19 protein-coding genes and 1 tRNA gene are annotated in these 19,583 nt (G+C 40.6%); 4 read left to right on the forward strand and 16 right to left on the reverse strand.

The window, feature by feature from the left end; translation table 11 throughout:
* Positions 1 to 74 precede the first annotated feature (74 nt).
* The 6 genes from dapA to BTA30_RS14960 all read right to left on the reverse strand — a co-directional run bounded on the left by dapA (position 75) and on the right by BTA30_RS14960 (position 8,612).
* On the reverse strand, positions 75 to 974 hold the full coding sequence (gene dapA / locus BTA30_RS14935; protein ID WP_076762108.1) for a 4-hydroxy-tetrahydrodipicolinate synthase: 900 nt from the start codon (positions 972 to 974) through the stop codon (positions 75 to 77).
* A 26-nt stretch (positions 975 to 1,000) separates the two neighbouring features.
* Positions 1,001 to 2,194, reverse strand: coding sequence for an NAD(P)/FAD-dependent oxidoreductase (locus BTA30_RS14940; protein ID WP_192855987.1), 1,194 nt, complete (start codon positions 2,192 to 2,194; stop codon positions 1,001 to 1,003).
* Positions 2,195 to 2,233: 39 nt separating this feature from the next.
* On the reverse strand, positions 2,234 to 3,751 hold the full coding sequence (locus tag BTA30_RS14945; protein WP_076762110.1) for an aldehyde dehydrogenase family protein: 1,518 nt from the start codon (positions 3,749 to 3,751) through the stop codon (positions 2,234 to 2,236).
* A gap of 17 nt (positions 3,752 to 3,768) precedes the next feature.
* Positions 3,769 to 5,115: an aspartate aminotransferase family protein gene (locus tag BTA30_RS14950; RefSeq protein ID WP_076762111.1), complete on the reverse strand. Its 1,347-nt coding sequence runs from the start codon at positions 5,113 to 5,115 to the stop codon at positions 3,769 to 3,771.
* 63 nt (positions 5,116 to 5,178) lie between these two features.
* Positions 5,179 to 6,636: a CoA-acylating methylmalonate-semialdehyde dehydrogenase gene (locus BTA30_RS14955; protein ID WP_076762112.1), complete on the reverse strand. Its 1,458-nt coding sequence runs from the start codon at positions 6,634 to 6,636 to the stop codon at positions 5,179 to 5,181.
* A gap of 509 nt (positions 6,637 to 7,145) precedes the next feature.
* A complete protein-coding gene (locus BTA30_RS14960) occupies positions 7,146 to 8,612 on the reverse strand; it encodes an alanine/glycine:cation symporter family protein (RefSeq protein WP_076762113.1) in 1,467 nt (488 codons plus the stop codon).
* Positions 8,613 to 9,522: 910 nt separating this feature from the next.
* Here BTA30_RS14960 and BTA30_RS14970 point away from each other — a divergent pair.
* Positions 9,523 to 10,395: a LysR family transcriptional regulator gene (locus BTA30_RS14970; RefSeq protein ID WP_076762114.1), complete on the forward strand. Its 873-nt coding sequence runs from the start codon at positions 9,523 to 9,525 to the stop codon at positions 10,393 to 10,395.
* 254 nt (positions 10,396 to 10,649) lie between these two features.
* Here BTA30_RS14970 and BTA30_RS14975 read toward each other — a convergent pair whose 3' ends face one another.
* Positions 10,650 to 10,835 (reverse strand): hypothetical protein, encoded by a 186-nt coding sequence (locus BTA30_RS14975; RefSeq protein ID WP_076762115.1) that lies wholly within the window; start codon positions 10,833 to 10,835, stop codon positions 10,650 to 10,652.
* 535 nt (positions 10,836 to 11,370) lie between these two features.
* Here BTA30_RS14975 and BTA30_RS14980 point away from each other — a divergent pair.
* Positions 11,371 to 12,057 carry a YukJ family protein gene (locus tag BTA30_RS14980; protein ID WP_076762116.1) on the forward strand — a complete coding sequence of 229 codons (687 nt, stop codon included), beginning with the start codon at positions 11,371 to 11,373 and terminating at the stop codon, positions 12,055 to 12,057.
* Between the two features lie 165 nt (positions 12,058 to 12,222).
* On the opposite strand, the gene BTA30_RS14985 is transcribed toward BTA30_RS14980, so the two are convergent.
* The 8 genes from BTA30_RS14985 to BTA30_RS15020 form a co-directional block, all read right to left on the reverse strand.
* Positions 12,223 to 12,295, reverse strand: a tRNA-Ala gene (locus BTA30_RS14985).
* Between the two features lie 196 nt (positions 12,296 to 12,491).
* Positions 12,492 to 12,932 carry a hypothetical protein gene (locus BTA30_RS23925; protein WP_239693685.1) on the reverse strand — a complete coding sequence of 147 codons (441 nt, stop codon included), beginning with the start codon at positions 12,930 to 12,932 and terminating at the stop codon, positions 12,492 to 12,494.
* Positions 12,933 to 13,235: 303 nt separating this feature from the next.
* The gene (locus BTA30_RS14995; protein ID WP_076762117.1) at positions 13,236 to 13,877 is read right to left on the reverse strand and encodes a hypothetical protein; all 642 of its coding nucleotides are present in this window, start codon (positions 13,875 to 13,877) and stop codon (positions 13,236 to 13,238) included.
* Between the two features lie 4 nt (positions 13,878 to 13,881).
* Positions 13,882 to 15,474, reverse strand: a complete 1,593-nt coding sequence (locus BTA30_RS15000; RefSeq protein ID WP_158027638.1) for a hypothetical protein — start codon at positions 15,472 to 15,474, stop codon at positions 13,882 to 13,884.
* A gap of 18 nt (positions 15,475 to 15,492) precedes the next feature.
* Positions 15,493 to 15,813 carry a hypothetical protein gene (locus BTA30_RS15005; protein WP_076762118.1) on the reverse strand — a complete coding sequence of 107 codons (321 nt, stop codon included), beginning with the start codon at positions 15,811 to 15,813 and terminating at the stop codon, positions 15,493 to 15,495.
* Positions 15,810 to 16,517 (reverse strand): DUF5081 family protein, encoded by a 708-nt coding sequence (locus BTA30_RS15010; RefSeq protein ID WP_076762119.1) that lies wholly within the window; start codon positions 16,515 to 16,517, stop codon positions 15,810 to 15,812. Before BTA30_RS15010 ends, BTA30_RS15005 begins: the two co-directional genes overlap by 4 nt.
* A 17-nt stretch (positions 16,518 to 16,534) precedes the next feature.
* The gene (locus BTA30_RS15015) at positions 16,535 to 16,885 is read right to left on the reverse strand and encodes a WXG100 family type VII secretion target (RefSeq protein ID WP_076762120.1); all 351 of its coding nucleotides are present in this window, start codon (positions 16,883 to 16,885) and stop codon (positions 16,535 to 16,537) included.
* Between the two features lie 19 nt (positions 16,886 to 16,904).
* On the reverse strand, positions 16,905 to 17,267 hold the full coding sequence (locus BTA30_RS15020; protein WP_076762121.1) for a hypothetical protein: 363 nt from the start codon (positions 17,265 to 17,267) through the stop codon (positions 16,905 to 16,907).
* 393 nt (positions 17,268 to 17,660) lie between these two features.
* Between BTA30_RS15020 and BTA30_RS15025 the strand changes: the two genes are divergently transcribed.
* Together BTA30_RS15025 and BTA30_RS23435 are read left to right on the forward strand one after the other, a co-directional pair.
* Positions 17,661 to 17,870: a zinc ribbon domain-containing protein gene (locus BTA30_RS15025; protein ID WP_076762122.1), complete on the forward strand. Its 210-nt coding sequence runs from the start codon at positions 17,661 to 17,663 to the stop codon at positions 17,868 to 17,870.
* 23 nt (positions 17,871 to 17,893) lie between these two features.
* A complete protein-coding gene (locus BTA30_RS23435; RefSeq protein WP_164470251.1) occupies positions 17,894 to 18,067 on the forward strand; it encodes a hypothetical protein in 174 nt (57 codons plus the stop codon).
* Positions 18,068 to 18,093: 26 nt separating this feature from the next.
* On the opposite strand, the gene BTA30_RS15030 is transcribed toward BTA30_RS23435, so the two are convergent.
* Positions 18,094 to 19,575: an alkaline phosphatase family protein gene (locus BTA30_RS15030; RefSeq protein ID WP_076762123.1), complete on the reverse strand. Its 1,482-nt coding sequence runs from the start codon at positions 19,573 to 19,575 to the stop codon at positions 18,094 to 18,096.
* Positions 19,576 to 19,583 lie beyond the last annotated feature (8 nt).

Genomic DNA, 19,583 nt, shown 5'->3' on the forward strand with positions numbered 1-19,583 from the left:
TAACATTCCTCCGCCTGGGATTTGTTGTTGGAACAAGGAAGAATACCCTTATGGATATTCTTCCCTAAATATGTTTAAACGGGATTTACTTCATAGCCCAATTGTAAAAGTGTTTCTTTCATTTTAGAGGTCAGCTCCTCAGAGGCTGGCACTAATGGTGCTCGAACTTCTCCCCCATTGAGCCCTATTAAATCCAAACCTGCTTTGACAGGACCCGGCACAGGCTCAGCTTCCACATAGTCATAGAGAGGAAGAAGTCTTTGGTTCAAGGCAATTGCGCTATTTATATCTCCTTCTTCTTTAAAGAGGTTATACATTTTTACAATTTCCTTTGGCACCAAGTTATGAATAATACCTGTCGCACCGTGTCCGCCTACAGCCAACGTCGGCAGGATTAAATGTTCAAAACCTGTAAGGACAGAGAAATTTTTCTGGTCTTTCGTCAGTCCGATGACTTTACATGTATGTTCTTGATCTGTTGTGTTTTTCACGCCGACAATACCTTCCACTTGGCTCAATTCAGCAATCAATTCAGGTGAAAGCTCCACATTTGTAGCCGCTGGGTAGTGATAGATGACAATGCCGATTCCAGACTCGGCAGCCAGTGTTTTATAATAGTTTTTGATACCTTCTTCACTCGTCTTCATATAATACGGTGTAACGACCAGCGCACAATCAGCTCCAATTTCCGCTGCATATTTTGTCAGTTCAAGTGTATCCTCTGTTCGATGCGCACTTGTTCCGGCCATAATTGGAGCACGTCCATTGGCATATTCCACGGCCGCTTTTAGTACGCTTTTTCTTTCTTCCATAAACATAAGAGAGTATTCTCCCGTGCTTCCTCCCGCCAGCAAACAGTGCATTCCGCCAGCAATTAAATGATCAATTAGATTTTTATATGCTTCAAAATCAACATTTCCTTCCTTGTTAAAAGGGGTAGGCATTGCTGGAATCATACCGACTGGATTATACATTTTCATTCCTCCAATTTTGTTTTTGTTTAAACAGTTTGTTCTAATGAGGCGTTTTTGTACCTAGAAAAATTCAATCGATCGATATTAAAATCTGTTTCTTGGTTTGAGATTAACTGCGTAACCATTTTTCCTGTGATAGGAGCCATACTGATGCCGTCTCCCTCATGACCGCTTGCAATATAGAAGCCCGGGACTTCTTCCACTTCAGAAACGATCGGAAGATGATCCACCACCCAAGGACGTATTCCAGCGTAGGCTCTGATACAATTAATATCTTTTAATATTGGCAAAAAGCGTGTAGCACGTTCAGCAATGCCCCTCATCACATCATGTTCTGAACGGATATCATACCCTTTAAAGGCTCGATGCCCGCCAACCAAAAAATTATTTGCTTCCGTTGGTTCAATGGTAAATGCAATATTGTGGTCTTCTACCAATTGACTGACGTTACGTTTATAATGAATGTCTTCGAACTTTGACAACATGTAGCCGAACTCATGAACTTTCTGACTGACTACTTTTTTTGTCTTTTCCGTTATTAAAATCAGCCCTTTGCGAGGACGAATGGGGATATCAATTCCGACCATGTCCCCGATCTTGCTGGCCCATACGCCTGCACAATTCACAATTCTTTTCGTATGGATCGTCGTTCTATCTGTTTTGACCGACTCCACTCGACCGTCTGGCGCTTGAATAATCTCCCTTACTTCATGGTTTGTAAAAAGCGTTAATCCGTGTTTTTTAGCCTCTTCAATAAACGCATAACAGACAAGATAAGGATTCATGGTTGAATCCACTTCAGTCCATATACCGCCCTTTAAGTCACGAGCTAAATGAGGTTCAATATCCGGGAGCTCTTGCTGGTCAACCATACGCATGTCGTAGCCGGCCGCGACCTGCTGGGCTACATAACCCCGTGCAATTTCAAGCTCTTGATCTGTTTCACATACATAAAGGCTGCCTCTTGAGAAGAATTCAAAATCAAAAGAAAATTCTTTAGCCAGCTCTTTATAAAGCTGAATACTTTTAAAACCAATAGCCGTATCAATTCCAGGCTTTTTATCGCAAATGAGAGCAACCGCATCACAACGGCTTGAAGTTCCATTCGCGATATCACCTTTCTCAACCAGCGCTACACTGTATCCTTCTTTCGAGAGATAATAAGCAACACTTGAGCCAATGATGCCAGCGCCAATGACGACAATATCAAAACTGTTCAAGATGGTACCTCCCCAGAATAGCTGCTTTGTATCTTTAAGCTATTCTTTGTATGCTCCAGATGGTTGAACATTCAAAGCAATATTTACTTGTTTCTTATATAGATATTCTTCAAATCCGTACGTACCAAGATCGCCGCCAATACCACTTTGCTTATAGCCGCTCCATGGGGCTTCATTAAACGTAGGATGATACGTATTAACCCATGTAATTCCCGCTTGAAGTTCGCGAATCACGCGTTGTGCTTTTGCCCCATCGTTTGTAAAGACCGCTGCTGCCAAACCGAAATCAGTTCCATTGGCTAATTCAATGGCTTCCTCTTCTGTTTCAAATACTTGTATGACGAGAACAGGACCAAATATCTCCTCCTGTACAATTCTCATATTCGGCGTCGTATCTGTGAAAATGGTTGGCGCTACATAATTTCCGCTGGCCAGTTCGCCGCTGGTAAGCCGGTTGCCGCCGCACAAAAGCGTTGCGCCTTCTTCTTTTCCAATTTGGATGTAATTGAGCACAGTATCCATATGATCTTTGGATACTAACGGTCCCATTTCAGACGTCTCTTCCCAACCAGGGCCAACCTGAATGTTTTTCGCGCGTGCAACAAGTTCCGGGACAAATGTATCGTAAATCGACTTCTCAATGATAAGACGCGAGCCAGCTGAACATACTTGCCCTTGCCCAGCAAATATAGCTAACAGTGCATAGTCAACCGCTGTTTCAAAATCTGCATCGGCAAACACAATGTTTGGTGATTTTCCTCCCAGCTCTAAGCCGACTTTTTTTATTGTATCTGCAGCATCTTTCATAATTTGCTTTCCTGTAGATGTACCACCGGTAAAAGAAATTTTATCAACATCCGGGTGTGTAACTAATGTGTTGCCTATAATAGATCCAGAACCGAGTACTAAATTGGCTACACCCTTTGGAAAACCTACTTCATCAATGATTTCAAATAACCGGATTAAAGTGAGCGGTGTTTGAGTGGCTGGTTTCACAACCACTGTACAGCCGGCAGCCAGGGCAGCAGACATTTTTTGCGCCGCCATAACAAGCGGAAAATTCCATGGTACAATTTGCGCAACAACACCTATCGGTTCACGAATAACCATAGCTTGAATGTCGTCAGGCACTTCATATGTCTGACCATGGGGCTGCATCGCAAGCCCGGCATAATATTGAAATTGGTGAATCGCATCCTCAACATCTACTAATGAATCACTGTAGAGCTTTCCATTGTTCAATGTTTCAAGCTTAGCAATCTCTTCTTTCTGTTCTTCTAGTTTTCTAGAAACCTTCAGCAGCAGGTCTGCTCTTGTACGAGCATAAGTCTGTTTCCAACCGTTTTTGTAAAAGGCGTCTTTTGCAGCTTGAACAGCTTGATTGGCTTCATCTGCGCCGCCCTCTGTAACCGTTGCAATCACCCTGTTATTGGCAGGATTCAAAATTTCTCTCGTTCGTCCTGTTGAACTTTCGATCCACTCGCCGTTAATGTACATCTTTTGCGTTTCCTTTTTGTTTTTAAGGACCGCTTCAAATGTTTCTGAAGTACGAATCATTGTTCCACCTCCGGGATTTAAATGACTTGAAGACTTTCCTTCACTGTTTTCACAATAAATTGATAATCATCTTCTGTGAGATTGAGAGGCGGAGCAAGCTGCAAGATATTGTTATAACCTGCGACGGTATCGCCATTCTTCCCAATGAGCAAACCTTTCTCCTTGCAAGCCTTCATAACCGCATTGATTTTCTCCAATTCAATCGGTTCCTTCGTTTCCTTATTTTTGACCAATTCAATTCCCAATAACAGGCCTTTTCCCCGCACATCACCAACATGGTCATGTTGTAAGAGAACCTGGAAGTCTTGAAGCATCCTTTCTCCTAAAACTTTGGACCGCTCAAACAATCCTTCTTGCTCCATAATTTCAATATTCTTTAGCGCAACCGCACAAGAAGCAGGACTTCCGCCGTAAGTATTCACATGTCTAAAACGATTGTTTGTTTTCTCGCCGCTAAAGACTTCAAAGACTTCTCTGCGCACAGCTGTCGCTGATAATGGCATATACCCGCTTGTGATTCCTTTTGCCATTGTAATGATGTCCGGTTTTACACCATAGTTCATAAAACCAAAAGGCTTTCCTGTTCTTCCAAAGCCGCAAATCACTTCATCCACAATCAGCAGCGCACCATGATGCTCGCAAATTCCCTTCACTCTCTTCAAATAATTCTCCGGCGGCATTAATACTCCGCCTCCCGTAATAATTGGCTCCATGATGGCGCCTGCGATCGTTTCACTCAACTCCCAAGTCATGAGCTGATCGATCGCTTCTGCACTTTCCAACGTATTGGAATCTTCAGGCTTTCGATATAAGTCTGGCGGGGATACATGTAAAAAACCTTGGCCCAGCGGTTCATATTTATATTTTCTTTGCGCTTGGCCTGTAGCTGCCAATGCCCCCATCGTATTGCCGTGGTAAGCTCTGTAGCGGGAAACAAACTTGAAACGGTTTGCTTCTCCTTTTTGCTGATGGTACTGCCTTGCGATTTTAAAGGCCGTTTCATTTGCTTCTGAGCCGCTGTTCGAGAAAAAGAATACATAATCATCATCCAAATACTGATTTAGCTTCTCTGCTAATTTGATAGCCGGACCATGACTGTGGGATAGTGGAAAATAAGGCAGTTTCTCAAGCTGGTCATAAGCTGCCTGTGCGAGTTCCTTTCGCCCATATCCGACATTCACGCACCATAATCCTGACATACCGTCTAAATATTGATTTCCTTCCGCATCTGTAATCCAGGCGCCCTCGGCGGATTCCGCTATTAATAAACCAGGGTCTGGAACAGCGCCTTTCATCGCATGCCACACATATTTAGAATCTTTTAACCTTAACTCCTCTGTGTTGGGAATTGCTTCTTTCTGCAATTGAAAGACCTCATTTCTTATATCAATTTTCTTCCCAGTAAGAACGATTAGAAGGCCATAACTTTAGTAACGCGCAGTCACCATTTTCTTCCTTGTAAAAAAGTTCACTCCATCTTTCCCATTGGCATGGAGATCGCCATAAAATGAATGTTTATAGCCAGAAAACGGGAAAAATGCCATTGGTGCCGGGACGCCCAAATTAATGCCAAGCATTCCTGAATCGATTTCTTCTCTAAATTCACGAATTGCTTTGGCACTGTTTGTATATAAACATGCTCCGTTTGCAAATTCAGAACGATTGGCTACTTCAATCGCTTCTGCAAGAGTATTCACTCGAACAATTGATAAAACAGGAGCAAAGATTTCTTCTTTCCAAATCTTCATGTTTGTCTCAACGTGATCAAATATTGTCGCCCCAACAAAATAGCCTTTGTCATCTTTTACATCTTGTCTTCCGTCTCTTACAAGTTTGGCACCCTCTGCTTCTCCTGCGGATATATAAGACTGTGCGCGCTCTTTTTGCTCTTTGCGAATGACCGGTCCCAAAAACACATCTTTATTTAAACCATCACCCATCACAATATCGTCTGCACCTTTTTTCAAACGGTTTACGAGAGAATCCGCGACATCTCCTACAGCAACAACAACGGATGCTGCCATGCAGCGCTGGCCTGCCGAACCGAATGCTGCACCTAAAATATTTTTCACTGCCACATCAAGGTCGGCGTCTTCTAAAACGATACTGTGATTTTTCGCTCCCGCTAACGCTTGAACGCGTTTTCCGTTCTTTGCTGCCGTCTTATAAATGTACTCCGCTACAGGCTGTGAACCGACAAATGAAACCGCTTTAATTAATTCGTGCTCCAATAGACCGTTCACAACATCATGAGCTCCGTGGACAATATTTAATACGCCATCCGGCAATCCGGCTTCTTTGAATAATTCCGCTAAGCGATTAGCTAGCATTGGCGTACGTTCTGAAGGCTTTAAAACAAATGTATTCCCGCATGCAATAGCTAATGGAAACATCCAGCAAGGCACCATCATAGGGAAGTTAAATGGGGCAATTCCTCCAACTGCGCCCAAGGGGTACCGGTACATCCCTGATTCAACCCCGGTTGCTATGTCAGGCAATTGCTCTCCCATCATTAAGGATGGGGCGCCAGCAGCAAACTCAACACATTCAATTCCTCTCTGCACTTCGCCATAAGCATCAGAGAACGTTTTTCCATTTTCCAAGGAAATCAATTCTGCTAACTCATCCCAGTGTTTCACTAATAATTGTTGATATGTAAATAGAATTCTAGCCCTTTTGGGAACGGCAACCCTTTTCCACTCTGCAAATGCCTTATTCGCTTCTTGGACAGCATAATCAACATCACTTTGTCCGGAAATTGGAACTTTGGCAATCACTTCTCCATTGGCTGGATTATAAACATCCTCATATTGTTGCTTTTCGGGATCTATCCACTTGCCAGAAATGAAATTTTTTACATGTTTAATATCTGTTAGTGTATTCATATAATCCCTCCGAAAAATTTTGTTCGACTCAGGTTCAGTTTATTCAGTAAATTATTAATAGTAAAATAAAAATAAAATATGCTCGACATATCATTTTTTTATGGGGGCAAAAGTGCTATATCACTTCAGGCGCTATGAAACTTATAATAAAGTTGGATAACTTCAGCAAAGCAGAATTGGATAACAAATATTTGATCCATCCCAATTCTTCACCAAGATCAACAAGAAAAAGGCCCTGCGATCATCTTTCACAGAGCAGAAGGTGTTCAATGTTTATGATCTTAATGGTAGGCATGGCCTTCCTTGGAACGTAAACATCGAATATGGTCGTTAAGAACTTGCCGGAGCTGACAAAGAACAAGGGGAAAAAATGCGCTTATGTCTCAAGCTTTAGTAACGAACCTGCCATTCGCCTTGCTGCTAAAGGAGCAGAAAGTGGAGAACAGCATAACTCATTTAGCGTTTGTCTCGTTTAATTTTGGAATAAGACAACCTTTACCCAAAGCGTTTTATTGTGCCTTCCTTTTTTCTTCTTCTTGAATGTATTCTTTCTCCCAAAAATCCGCATGTTTTATCCCCAATTTTAATGGGTCAAAAACAGGATCTTTTCCTGCCTTTTTCTGTTCATTGAAATCTTTTAATACTTTTAAAGCCGGTTTGAATAAAAGTATTAATACCAGTATATTTAAATAAGCCATACCACCCAGACCTATATCTCCTAGAGTCCAAGCAATGCTCGATGCAACAGCTGTCCCCGTGAAGACAAAAACCAAAATCAGAAATTTCAGAATTTTTACCGCGGTGCTTGTTCCTCGTTTCCACTTACGTGTAATAAAGGCCAAACTTGTTTCGCTTTTGTAATAATAGGAAATCATTGTGGTAAAGCAAAAGAAAAATAAAGAAATCACTAGAAAGGTATAACCAAAACCAGGCAGGACTTGATCAATGGATAGTTGAACATATACGGCACCGGCTTCTACTCCTGGAATATTAGTGACTAGCTGACCGCTGTTCTCATTGTTTACATTAAACATGCCTGTCATTAAGATCATAAATGCGGATGCTGAACATATAACCCAAGTATCAAAATAAACAGCTAGAGATTGGACAAGTCCCTGTTTGGCCGGGTGTGATACTTCCGCAGCAGCACCCTCATACGTTTCTCCTCCGGAACCTGCAGCATTTGAGAAGAACCCACGCTGTACCCCCCAAGCAATAGCAGATCCAATAATGCCGCCAAAGGTTGCATCCGCACCAAATGCGCTGGAAATAATTAACGAAAAGACATCGGGTATAGCTGAGGCATTTGCAAATAAAACGATGAAACACACAATCATATAACCAATAGCCATGATTGGTACCAATAGTTCTGCTGTCTTAGCAATTCTCTTAACTCCTCCGAAAATCACCAATGAAAAGAGAATGACTAAGAAAGCACCAATAAACATTGGATGAATACTAAATGCCGCTTTCACTGAAACAGCTATTGTATTCGACTGAATATTCATTAGAAAAAAACCATTAGCTACTATTGTAAGAGCAGCGTATACTAAAGCATATTTTTTAAATCCTAAACCTTTTTCAATATAAAAAGGAGGGCCGCCACGGTATTCGCCATCAATTTTACTTTTGTAAATTTGGGCCAAAGTCGTTTCAATAAAGGAAGTGGCTGCACCGAAAAAAGCCATCACCCACATCCAAAAAACCGCACCAGGTCCTCCAAGAGCAATTGCAGTAGCAACACCCGCTATGTTTCCTGTCCCAATTCTGCTTCCTAATGATAATGATATAGCTTGAAAAGAGGATACACCGCTTTTTGAAGTTTCTCGATTAAACATATAATGAAACATGTCTTTTAAGTGCGTCACTTGAACACATCGAGTAGCTATGGTGAATCCCAGCCCCGTTGCTAGAAAACAATAAATAAAGTATTGGTTCCATACCAAACCACTAACCCAATTTAAAAAACTTTCCATAATAGCCTCCAGTCGTCAACTCAATGAGGCAGTTCGATGCATTGAGTTCATTTTTTATTTTAGGTCCTGTCCCCTCTAACTTCATGTTCTTAAACAAATAAGGTGGCTTATCGTGAATTTTGACTCTCTTCCCCATTATGATTCATAATGGTTATATCTTCTTCCGTTATATTTGTTTGATGTTTAGCGCTGTCGAAAATGAAATCCGCAACTCTATCTGGATTCATATCACTCTCCATTTGCTCTTTTGATAGGTTCAATTTCTATAAATTTGTTCTCCCTGAATTTTTGTATTCTATTGCTAATGCTTCAGAAAATCCACGAACTTCAAATTTACTGTCAATGTAAACGCTTTCAAATTCTTTTTACTTCTTTTCCTGAATTCGATATAATATTGATAATACACCCTTTTTTCTGTTTAACCATTACCTTTAGTTCCTTTTAAGTTTGTGTCAATCATCTGATGAATATCATTCTCTGCTAAATCGTTATTAATCTAGTAATCAATCGAACCATGCTCGTTTAAGCGTTTTTCCATCACATCTTCAAGATTTGATTCGTGATGTCAAGTTCATAAATCGAAGATCGATCACTTCACTGAGAAGCTGTCTCCATAAGTGTTGCTTTTGTTCGCACGCGTAAACATACATCGTAGCCCTTTTGCGAGTATTTTATGGCCAATGATTTTCCCAACCCGCTACCAGCACCTGTGACGCAACTATTTCCTTAGACATCATTCATCGCCTCCTTCTTCAAGGGGCTGAAGCATTGTTTTTTGTTAGCACATTCATATAATCCCTCCCCAAAAAAATTTGTTTGACTAGTGTTCAGTTTATTCAGTAAATTATTAATAGTAAAATAAAAATAAAATATGCTTGACATACAATTTTTTTATGAAAGGAAATGTGCCATGTCACTTCAACGTTATGAAATTTTCAATAAAGTTGTACAGCTTCAGAATATCAGCAAAGCGGCATCAGAGCTTCATCTCACACAACCGGGAATAAGCAATGCAATTAAAACGCTTGAGGAAGATTTAGGTTTAAAACTCTTGGTTCGAAACCGAACAGGGATATCTTTGACAAGGGAAGGAGAAAAAATATACGATTACTCTTTAAAGATATCAAAGCTAAATGATGCATTATTTCAGGAAGCTTCAGCTTTGAGAGGATTAGGCACAGGGGTTATCAATGTAGGATCTTTTGCAAGTGTAACAGCAAACTGGATGCCTTTCATTATTAAACGTTTTAATGAGAAATATCCAGGCATAACCGTTAAAATTTACGAGGATGATTATTTCAACTTAGAAAAAGCGGTCCTATCAGGTGAATTAGACTGTTGTTTCAATACATATGTTAGTACAAAAGGCATTTCCTTTACCCCATTAGTAAAAGACAAATTATATTGTATTGTTTCTCTTAAGAACCAGCTAAGCAAACATAACAAAATAAAACCTAGCCAATTAGAAGAATTCCCTTTAATTAAACCTAAAAAAGGATGGGATAACGAGGTTGCTGCATTTTTTAAAGAACATAACATTCAACAAAAGGTTCGATATGAAGTTTCGGATGACCATTCCATTCTGGCACTGGTCGAAGCTAATCTAGGAATTAATATTCGGCCTGAATTGGTACTTAAGGGCGCCCGCAACAAAATAAAGGCGATTGAACTGGAGAAAAATACATATCGTACAATAGGAATCTGTACAATGCCTCAAGTATCTCACGCAACAAAAGTGTTCGTAGAAACAGTTAAAGAGCTATATCCAAAGATGAATGAATAGCACATATCTTTATCCTTTTTCGACTATCGTCTATAGAACATATCGTTTTCTATCCCTCTCCCATAGCTATTACACCAGTATACTTACCATAATCAAATAAGCCTAAAAGGAGCGTTTCCAGGCAGCCTATATCCGTTCTGCGATGTTCCATTTTTAATGCTAGCAAGCAAGTTCATCAATCGTCTTTTCTAAATGTAAACCCTGATTGAACGATCATATACCGTTTGTTAAGACAATAGAAAATGTAAACGGTATCACTTACGCAGACGATAAAACAGAAGAAGAAAAACACATTGACTAAAAGGAATCGGTGCCATGCTAAACACGGTATAGCTGCCCGAAATCGTCGAACCAACCGCATCGGCGAAAGAGCAGCATAAACGCGGTGAACCAAGCTTCTCCGGCTTTTTCACTGCTGCGGCTGGGACTGTAATGTACATCTCTTGAACTCCTACAGACATCCTTTCATTATCAGGTTTAAAATGAGCATACGCCCATAAGAGCCGCTTTCTGCCGGCTCTTTTCTATATTATTTGTTTCGTTAAAACCCTGGCTAAATTCGCAAAGAAAATCCCCTTGAGAAGTCAAGCGGCTCTTCCACGGGTAGGCTGACATCATACCGCCCATTTCGCCTATCAATTTCGCTGTTTATCGTATCCTTTCAGATCCTTGGTATACTGGGTTGGTAACATTTCATCAAAGGGTCATTTCGCACGTTTTTTATGCTTTTTTGTGATTTTTCTCCCCAGTTCGGATCATTTTTTTAAATCAACGTATTCCCTTTAGCTTCCAAACAGACTTGAAGCTCTGACCTCTTCCTTACCATGTAAATTTGAAATTGATAAGATGTTTCATTCCCTCTTTGTTATTTGTTTGTAAATTTACAAACAAAATAGTCAAAATTTTCTTATATCAAACGAAGAATTATTATACACTTATTAGTGTTAAGACTTTCTGATTGGAGGAGGATGAACAATGACTGTTGAAAATTACGGTGTTTTAAAAGGGATTGTACACGATACGAAAAGAGAGGTAGATTTTGATACTCCTCATTATCAAGTCGATGTCATTGGCGAGAATAACACACATTACAGATGTGCCATTAATGTGATGTCGAGCTCAGCCCAGTCAGAAGTGCTGTATTATGCGGATGATCATTTTAATGCCAGTGAAATCACCCATTTGCAAAATCTGCAAAATGGCTATACTTCCCTTCATGAAGATGCGGCAAATCATCGGATTGCCCTTGATTATGTAAGAGGCCATCTTTTTGACCCTGCTAAAATGATACCTCTGCCACATGAAGTGACCGGCGAAAATAATGATTTGAACGATTTTATTGAAAAATATATGACCAAAGCTAAAAAAGAAAGTGCACCTGTCTATATTTACGGCTCAAAATTCGGCCCTGAAAATCAAAAAGATAAAATATTTGGATTCGAACCAACCAATGGTATGCATAACATCCACATGAATCAGGGGAATTCAGGCAGGTGGAAAAAGGACAACGGGATCTATCACGACGGGGGTATATTCATCCAATTTCATGATGATTGGGTTGCGATTTTCTTAGCTTTTTTAACACAATCATGGTGCACCGATAAAAAAGGCGATCCAATCAAGTTTTGTGGTTTTACAGAGCCTCATAAAGAGTATGAATAAGTGGTTTTCTCTGCGGCTGAAAGCATTTGTAACTAAACACACCCTATTATAGGACTTCTAAAATAATTTCTGCTTCTGCCGGCCAGGCTTCAAAGGGGTTTTTTAGCACAAGGCGAGTTTCTTTCACAATAAAAAAACCCCTTGATATATCAAGGGATTCAGATATGGAGCATAGCGGGCTCGAACCGCTGACCTCTACACTGCCAGTGTAGCGCTCTCCCAGCTGAGCTAATGCCCCGTTTATTTGAGACATGATTTATTATAGACGGAATTCGGGATAAAAGCAAGGAGTTTTTTGCTTCATTTTTATATTTATATTTACAGATATAAACGAGATTGTAAAAATTGAATAAGCGACACTAAACGAACAAATATTGATTCGTTTAGTGTCTACGTTCCTTACTGCTTAAGACCAGGATCTTTAAATCTGCAGACTACTGCCACTTTTTTTGTACAATTCTAAGGTATTCTCTATCCTCCAAGATTAGCTGCGATGGGGAGGTGAATTCAGATAAAACAAGTTCTCTTTTTTTAGAAATCTCCATATCTTCCTCTCCTGCCCAAGCCGTATACCATTCAATAGAAAAACTATTTTTCATTACATCTTTAATATATGAAAATAGTATTTTTAGACACATTAAATCTTCTTCAGAATGTACAGGTCTATTCATTGCAAATGTACCTATGTGTGTGTGAACTTGTACTTGATATGGCAGCTTCATATGGATGGAAGCTGCTTCTATATTTTCAATATAAATGCCCGCTGCATTTGCTCCTGATCTAACTGGGTGCCCTTTACGTGATCTGATTGAAGTTTCTCCAAAAAACCCACCTTCTAAAGGAATCTTTGCAGAGAGATAATAAAATTGAGTCATTTCCTTTTTCCCTTCTGTTTCTCAGCCTCAATCTCCCGCTCAATCCGCTGAATCGAAATCCTGTATCTTCGATTTCGATGTTTTGTGGGCGAGGACGATGGGGTTTTTATTGATATCATAATTTGGCTTGTGATTTCATCCCATGGTGCTTGCATTATATGTACAATTCTAAGAACTTCTTTAAAATTTTATGGCGAATATAAAAGAATAAACGCATAGAGTTTTCCATGCGTTCACGGTTCATTTGTTTGAACGATTTCTCTAAAAGGTCAAACAGGGCTTGATTTTCAGGTCAGTTTTTCATTAATTGTTAAAATAGTCATTTACTATTTTATCTAATTTATCATTTCCTTTTTCATTCTCAGAAAGATATTCAATAAAAAAATCATCTATTCTATCATCTTTAAAACAACTAATATAGAAAAATAATGTTTCTAAACTTTGATTATTAATTATCCACTCATGCAAATGTTTGCGACCTAGCTTAATCGCATCCTCTATAAAATGATCATCCTTTACTTCTATCAACAAATCTAATATGAAATCTCTCTCATCTTCATTCTCTCCTTGCAATATTTCATGCATTTCATCTTTACTCATTTCTAATTTATATATATCCTTTTTCGCCCTCCAAAAATCATCTAAGGAAGTACCCTCTTCATCATATAACATTGACCAAAATCCATCATAAGAAATGAATTTATGAATAAACTTATGCGTATCTTCTGCTATTTTCTTTTCAACATAATTAGTATTTTTATTCGAAATAATTTCAAAATATTTTGCTTCATATGGAATTACGCTTCCGTAATCATCCTGTATTCTAAATGAGATATACTTTTTTTCTTTAAATTTATTTTTAAATTCACCTTCATACACTGAATAAATTTTGTTTTTTGTTATATCAGGTACTCTATTGTCTTTTTCTATACACTTAACTCTCATTTTTTCACCTCATTTTAGCAGGTACAAAATTTTCATCTAAATCTACGATCCAAAATAAATCTTTCTGGTCTTTCCTAAGATCTCTTGGTTTTGGTACTTTAAGTTTACTATCAAATGAACTTATTTCACCAGTCTTAAAATTTTGATAGAAATGAATCTTCCCTTCTCCAAATTCTGTTTGGTATGAGTATCTTGATTCCATTTTCCACCAGTCGCTGATATTGGAACCATCCTTAGTCAATATATCAACTGCTTTTTGATCCCACAAATCGGCTCCATTAATAATTTTATTTGAATTGCTAATGATATCGTCCTTTAATAATTCTTTTTTATATTGTAAATACGCATATAAATCATTAGGAACTTTGTTATATACTTTGGAATTACCCGAAACACTCGACTCACTAGTTCCTTTCCCAACACCTCTCCCAGCCTCAATCTCCCGCTCAATCCTCGAAATCGAATCCTGTATCTTCGATTTCGATGCTTTGTGGGCGTCGTTGACGCTTCCATGGAAGTCGGTGCCTTTGCGGGCGAGGACGCTGCCCTGGGCTTCTGCGCCGCGGGCGATGTCGGTGAGGGCGTCTGTGCTTTTGGCGAACTGTTTTTTGATAGCGAAGCCTGCGTCATTGAGTTTGTCTTGCGCTTTCAGTCCGCCCGCCCGCATGCGGTTTGTCCAGATCGAGCTGCTTTCTTTAAATGATTGTATCACATGTTCCGTTTTGCCTGATACTTTGCCGATTGTTGCCGAGCCTTGGAGGGCTTTGGCTCCGCTCAGCCCTGGAATGACCTCTAGGGTGCCGGTTATGCCGCTGATTACCTGTTCATCTGTTGACAGTTTTCGTCGCGTCCCCCAGTCTTGTCCCGTCACTGAGTTGGAGACGGAAAGCCCGCCGACTGCTGCTCCGGCATAGAAGCCGGCCGGCGCGCAAAAGATCGTAAGCACGACAACGCCGCCGCCAAGGATCAGATCACGCCACAATTCCTGACCCTTTTGGACGTCTGTGATCGATTCGTACTCAAAGCCGCGGGCGGAAACGATTGCTTTGGAGTAGTCTTCATAGGTCAATTCGATTTCCGGGTGTTCTGCCTTAAATGCTTTATATTCTTCATTCAGCACATGGTCAAACGCTTTTGAATCTTTGAAAATATCGTCCACGGTAATTTCCCTTTTGTCCTCTTGGACGGCCTGCTTGTTCATGCCGTAGCCGACATAGGTTGTCTCTTTGGAGCCGATTCGGTTTTTTGTCTTGTAGTTGCGGATGGACATGGCTTCCATCTTATCCGCAAAAGCGTCCATTTTTTTGTGGAAAGGATCGTCAATGTGGTCTGCTACTAAACTGCCGGCTTTCAGACAAAAGTCAGACAGTTTCTGATAATCCTTGAACAGCTCTTCGATCTTGCTTTTTTTGCTGGAATGGCTAAAGCCGATCGCTCTGTCACTGTCTTTGTCTTTTATTTTAGATTCGATATCTTCCAAGAGGTCATTGAGCTTTAAAAGGCTTGATTTCGCTCCCCCTCCGTACTTTCCGCCCGTTAACGCATCCAGGCCGTCTTTCATGCCTTGCCATTCTTCCGGGCTGAATTTCACATCCATCAGATGATCGCCTCGTTTCTATTTCTGGATCTGGTAGAGTTTTTGGAGCTCCTTATCTGTTTCATACATTTTTTCCATCGCATAGTTGACAATCTGGGCGGCCATCGAGTAATTATCAAACAGCTCCATCGTTTTTCCGAGGATTTCCGGGTAGCTTTCAACCGTTTTCAGGGCTTTGCCAGCTTTATAAAAATCAGACTCTGCGAGTTTTTTAATTTCCGGCTGGACTCCCTCTATGTAAATCTCACAAATGTTTTTCAGTTTATTTGAAATGGTGATCATTTCTTCAAACTCAACGTGTATGTTTGTGCCGCCTCCTGCTCCGCCTTCGGCATTCATACCATCGCCCTCCCTGCTCTGAAATTAATATGTAGCGCATCATAAATCCGGTTGTTCATGATGTAGAGACTGATCCATTCGTATCGGTCATTTAACGGATCAATGCAGATAAAGTCTTCACCCTTTGTGAAATACAAGTTGGTTGTCTGAAAACCGGGGTCTGTCAGACTTTGAACTGCAGCAAACCTGAATGTTTCAACAGCCAGGATCTCTTTTTCGTCAAGGTCCATCGCCCTTACTTCCGCTTTTTCGCCGGGATTCATCGGTTTTGTCAAAAAGGACCGGTCTTTTTCCCGCGGCTCTCTCATTAAAAAGGAAACTTTTGAAATGAGCGACAAATAAACTTCCCGTTTTTCCAGATAGTCAAATGTGTAGACTTTGCCCGGGCCTATTTCCGTAAGAACGATGACGCGCTCTTCGTCGTCTGGAAGAAAGGCGCACATGACATTATTGAAGCGTACATATTCTTTGCTTTCTTGATATTGTTTCAGCATTTCCGTCATGAAAAAAGCAGCACGGGTCAGCTTGCCTTCTTTTGTAAGGATTCCTTTTTCGATCAGGCCATCCAAAGCTTTCACCGCACAGTCAGGCTCGGTCAAAGCGAGCTGTTCGCGTTCGGGTAGGCCGAATATGTAGGATACCCCGGCCGCTCCGGCTAAAACATAAAGTTCCGCCGCTGTGAGCGTATCTATTTTCACCAGCATGTCGTTCCCCTTCCATGTTATAGGTTTTGAATTTCTTTCACTTCGCTGAGCTTAGAGAAATCGTCGATGCTTTTCTCTAACACATTCAGCGCAGATGTATGATCTTCCAATGCATCTTTCATATCTGCATTTAAATCAATGATCAATTCAAGATAACTGAGGAAAGCATCGCGCGTTTTCCCGCTCCATTTTCCGCTTTCGACATATGACTTTAATTCTTTTGCCTTGTTTAGCGAGTCACTGACGTGTTTTTCGATTGCTTTTGCATGGGAAAGCGCCTTAATCGTTCCATTATGGGACAATTTCACAGCTTCTCCGCTTACTTTCGACTCGGCCGTATGATAGTTGTAATATCCGTATCCGTCCATCGTGTTAGCTGCCCCTCCTCTACGCCTTTTTCTCTTCAGCTTCTGCTTTTGCTTTATAATGCTCCCATTTGCTTTTGGCCTTCGTCTTTGCGCTTTGAATATCATCGAGCATATCGTCAAAATGCTTGATCAAATCCTTTAGGTCGGCATCCTTTTCATGGCGCGCATTTTCAAATTCATGAGAAGGGATTTTCATATCCGGGAGATTGTTTGTTTTATAAGCTTTTTTTGTCGCTTTTGCATCTGATAATTTTGTTTTAACTTCACTTTCTTTATCAGATAAAAAGTCGTATAAATTTTTATAATCATCCCGTTTACGTTCATTTTCAGTGTAAGAAATGTGCAAAAAGTTACCTGCTGAGTCCCAAAAACTTTCACTCACGGCAGTGTCCCCTTTCCATTCTACTAGTCAATAAAAACTATTTTCCTCTAGTGGATTATATTGTAATAAAATAATATTACAGGAAGGTCCTATTTGAATGAATAGGTTAAATGAATCGTTTTTTGTGTGAAAACATGAAATATACGAGCTGATCAGTCTATTTTCTAAGGAAAAAGAATTAGTCCTATACTCCCTCATCACTCCCAATGGGGTCTTATTCTTAGTCGTGTCAAGATAGCAAAAGACATGTTTTTCACTTTCACAAAGCAGAAAATCGATTTCAAGTTCAGCCGACACACCGCTTCAAATCATTTCCTGAGAAATATTTTCTTTCGAAGAAAATTACAGTATAATGGAAATATTCGATTGACACAGTGAAAGGAGAAAAGCCCCATGCGTGATCATAAAGGGTGCATCAAGTGCGGTAGCATGGATGCAGGACAGAAAGAAATTGCGACGACCGGCACCGGTCTCTCCAAAGTGTTTGACGTGCAGAATAACCGTTTTCTCGTCGTATATTGCAAAAACTGCGGGTATTCGGAGCTGTACAATAAAAAAGCTTCGACTGCCGGAAACATTCTTGACTTGTTCTTTGGAGGATGACAGTCAGAAAGGAGAATCCAGCCATGATGGAGAAATACGGATTATGCATCGCCCTATTTATTTTGGCATTATGTGTTCACTCCAATATCATCGTTGAGAGCCCGCTGCTTCAGACGATCATTAAAATGGTTTCTTTATTTATAATGGCTGCGGCAGCTCTTGCAGCATTTATTAAAAGCATCAGGCAGCCGGAATAAAAAGGGATGAAAAAGCGGGGAAAACCTTATTCCCCGCTTTGTGATTCAACCAGATCGACGATCCATTCCTTCACATCGATGAGCCGTTTATATTTCGGTGCCGAGTCGGTTCCGGTTATGATCATCGGTATGAGAGAATCCTGTTTGTGCAAAGCTCCGTGGCTTGCGCCGCCAACGTGTGTCGGCGAGCCCTCGCCGATAAATTCGTATCCTGGCTTCGCATTGACGATCAAATAATCGCCTTTATGGGAAAAGAATGATGTGTAGAGCCTTTCCAGGGCATCCGGGAACTGACCGCAGGCAATTTTGTTCTTATTGACTGTTAAGTCCAAAAGCCGGATATCTCCTTCCAGTGTCCATGATTGCCCATATTCATCTGTGGCAGCGCCGCCGGGTTTAAATGTAAGCTTCCCTTCCCGTCCGCCCGACGTGACCTCAATTGCATTCATTTCATTTTTCCAGCTGATAATATCGATTCTCTCGTCTTTATTCAGAACATCCGCTATCTGATTCAGCGGAATCTTTGCTTTATCGAGAGGGTAGACAAAAGCCATTCTTTCATTGACGGCGAGAACGATTTGATCATCGGGCTTAACCCCTCGTTTTAATTTGACGATTTGATATGAATCCAATAGGCCTCTTAAATCAATCAATGCTTCTTTTTTATGTTGGCTGATCCATGCCTGTCCATTATCCCCTAAAGTGATCCAAATATGATGTTTTAATGCCTCTTCCCATGACTGAAAGCTGTTTAAAATCCTTTGCACATGCCTGTCGGCTTTAGCCACCCCCTTCACATCGAACCTTCCGTGTTTATGAACATGCTGGTCGAGATCGGGAAAATAGACGAGGGCAAGCGGAGGAACAAGATTCGACTTGATCAGATGGTTCAATTCCTGGACCGAAAATCGATCATTAAAACCGAATTTTTTTAAAAGAGAGAGGTTAGCAGAACTTAATTTAGAAAAACCGCCGTATGAAAACAGCTGAGGAGCATCGATTTTCAGTTTCTGATTCAGCCCCATAATCCATGAGAAAAGCATTGGAACATGCAAATAGCCGTCCTGGCTTCCCCTGTGCATGAGCGCATTGATTGAGCACGTTTCATGCCCTTTCTCAGCCAGCTCTTCATGAAGTGTTTTCACCTGTTTGCTTAAATGGACCTGATTCAAATTGTAAAAGACGTCTTTTGAAGATTGTTTGATCCCTAATTTCAGCAGTTCTCTAATATGACTTCCATAATTGATGATCCGGTTCTCCTCTTTGTTGTACCATACAAGCCCCGGCACTTTATGCTTGTCACTGTTGACCCCTGTCAGCAATGTGCTGTCAACATTGACCGACATGGTCGGAAACGGGCTGACAACCTCCGGTACATAGCGTCCGTTTTCAAGCAAAAATTGCAGGGCCGGAGCTTGTCCGCTTTTAACGGCTTCTTTCAAAGGCTCGTCCATCAAAGAATCGATCAGCAGCATGATGACAGATTTCTTCTGACTCTCAGATGTCATGGGTCTAT

Origin of the sequence: Bacillus swezeyi (genome assembly GCF_001969815.1) — a bacterium.
GTDB classification, from domain to species: domain Bacteria; phylum Bacillota; class Bacilli; order Bacillales; family Bacillaceae; genus Bacillus; species Bacillus swezeyi.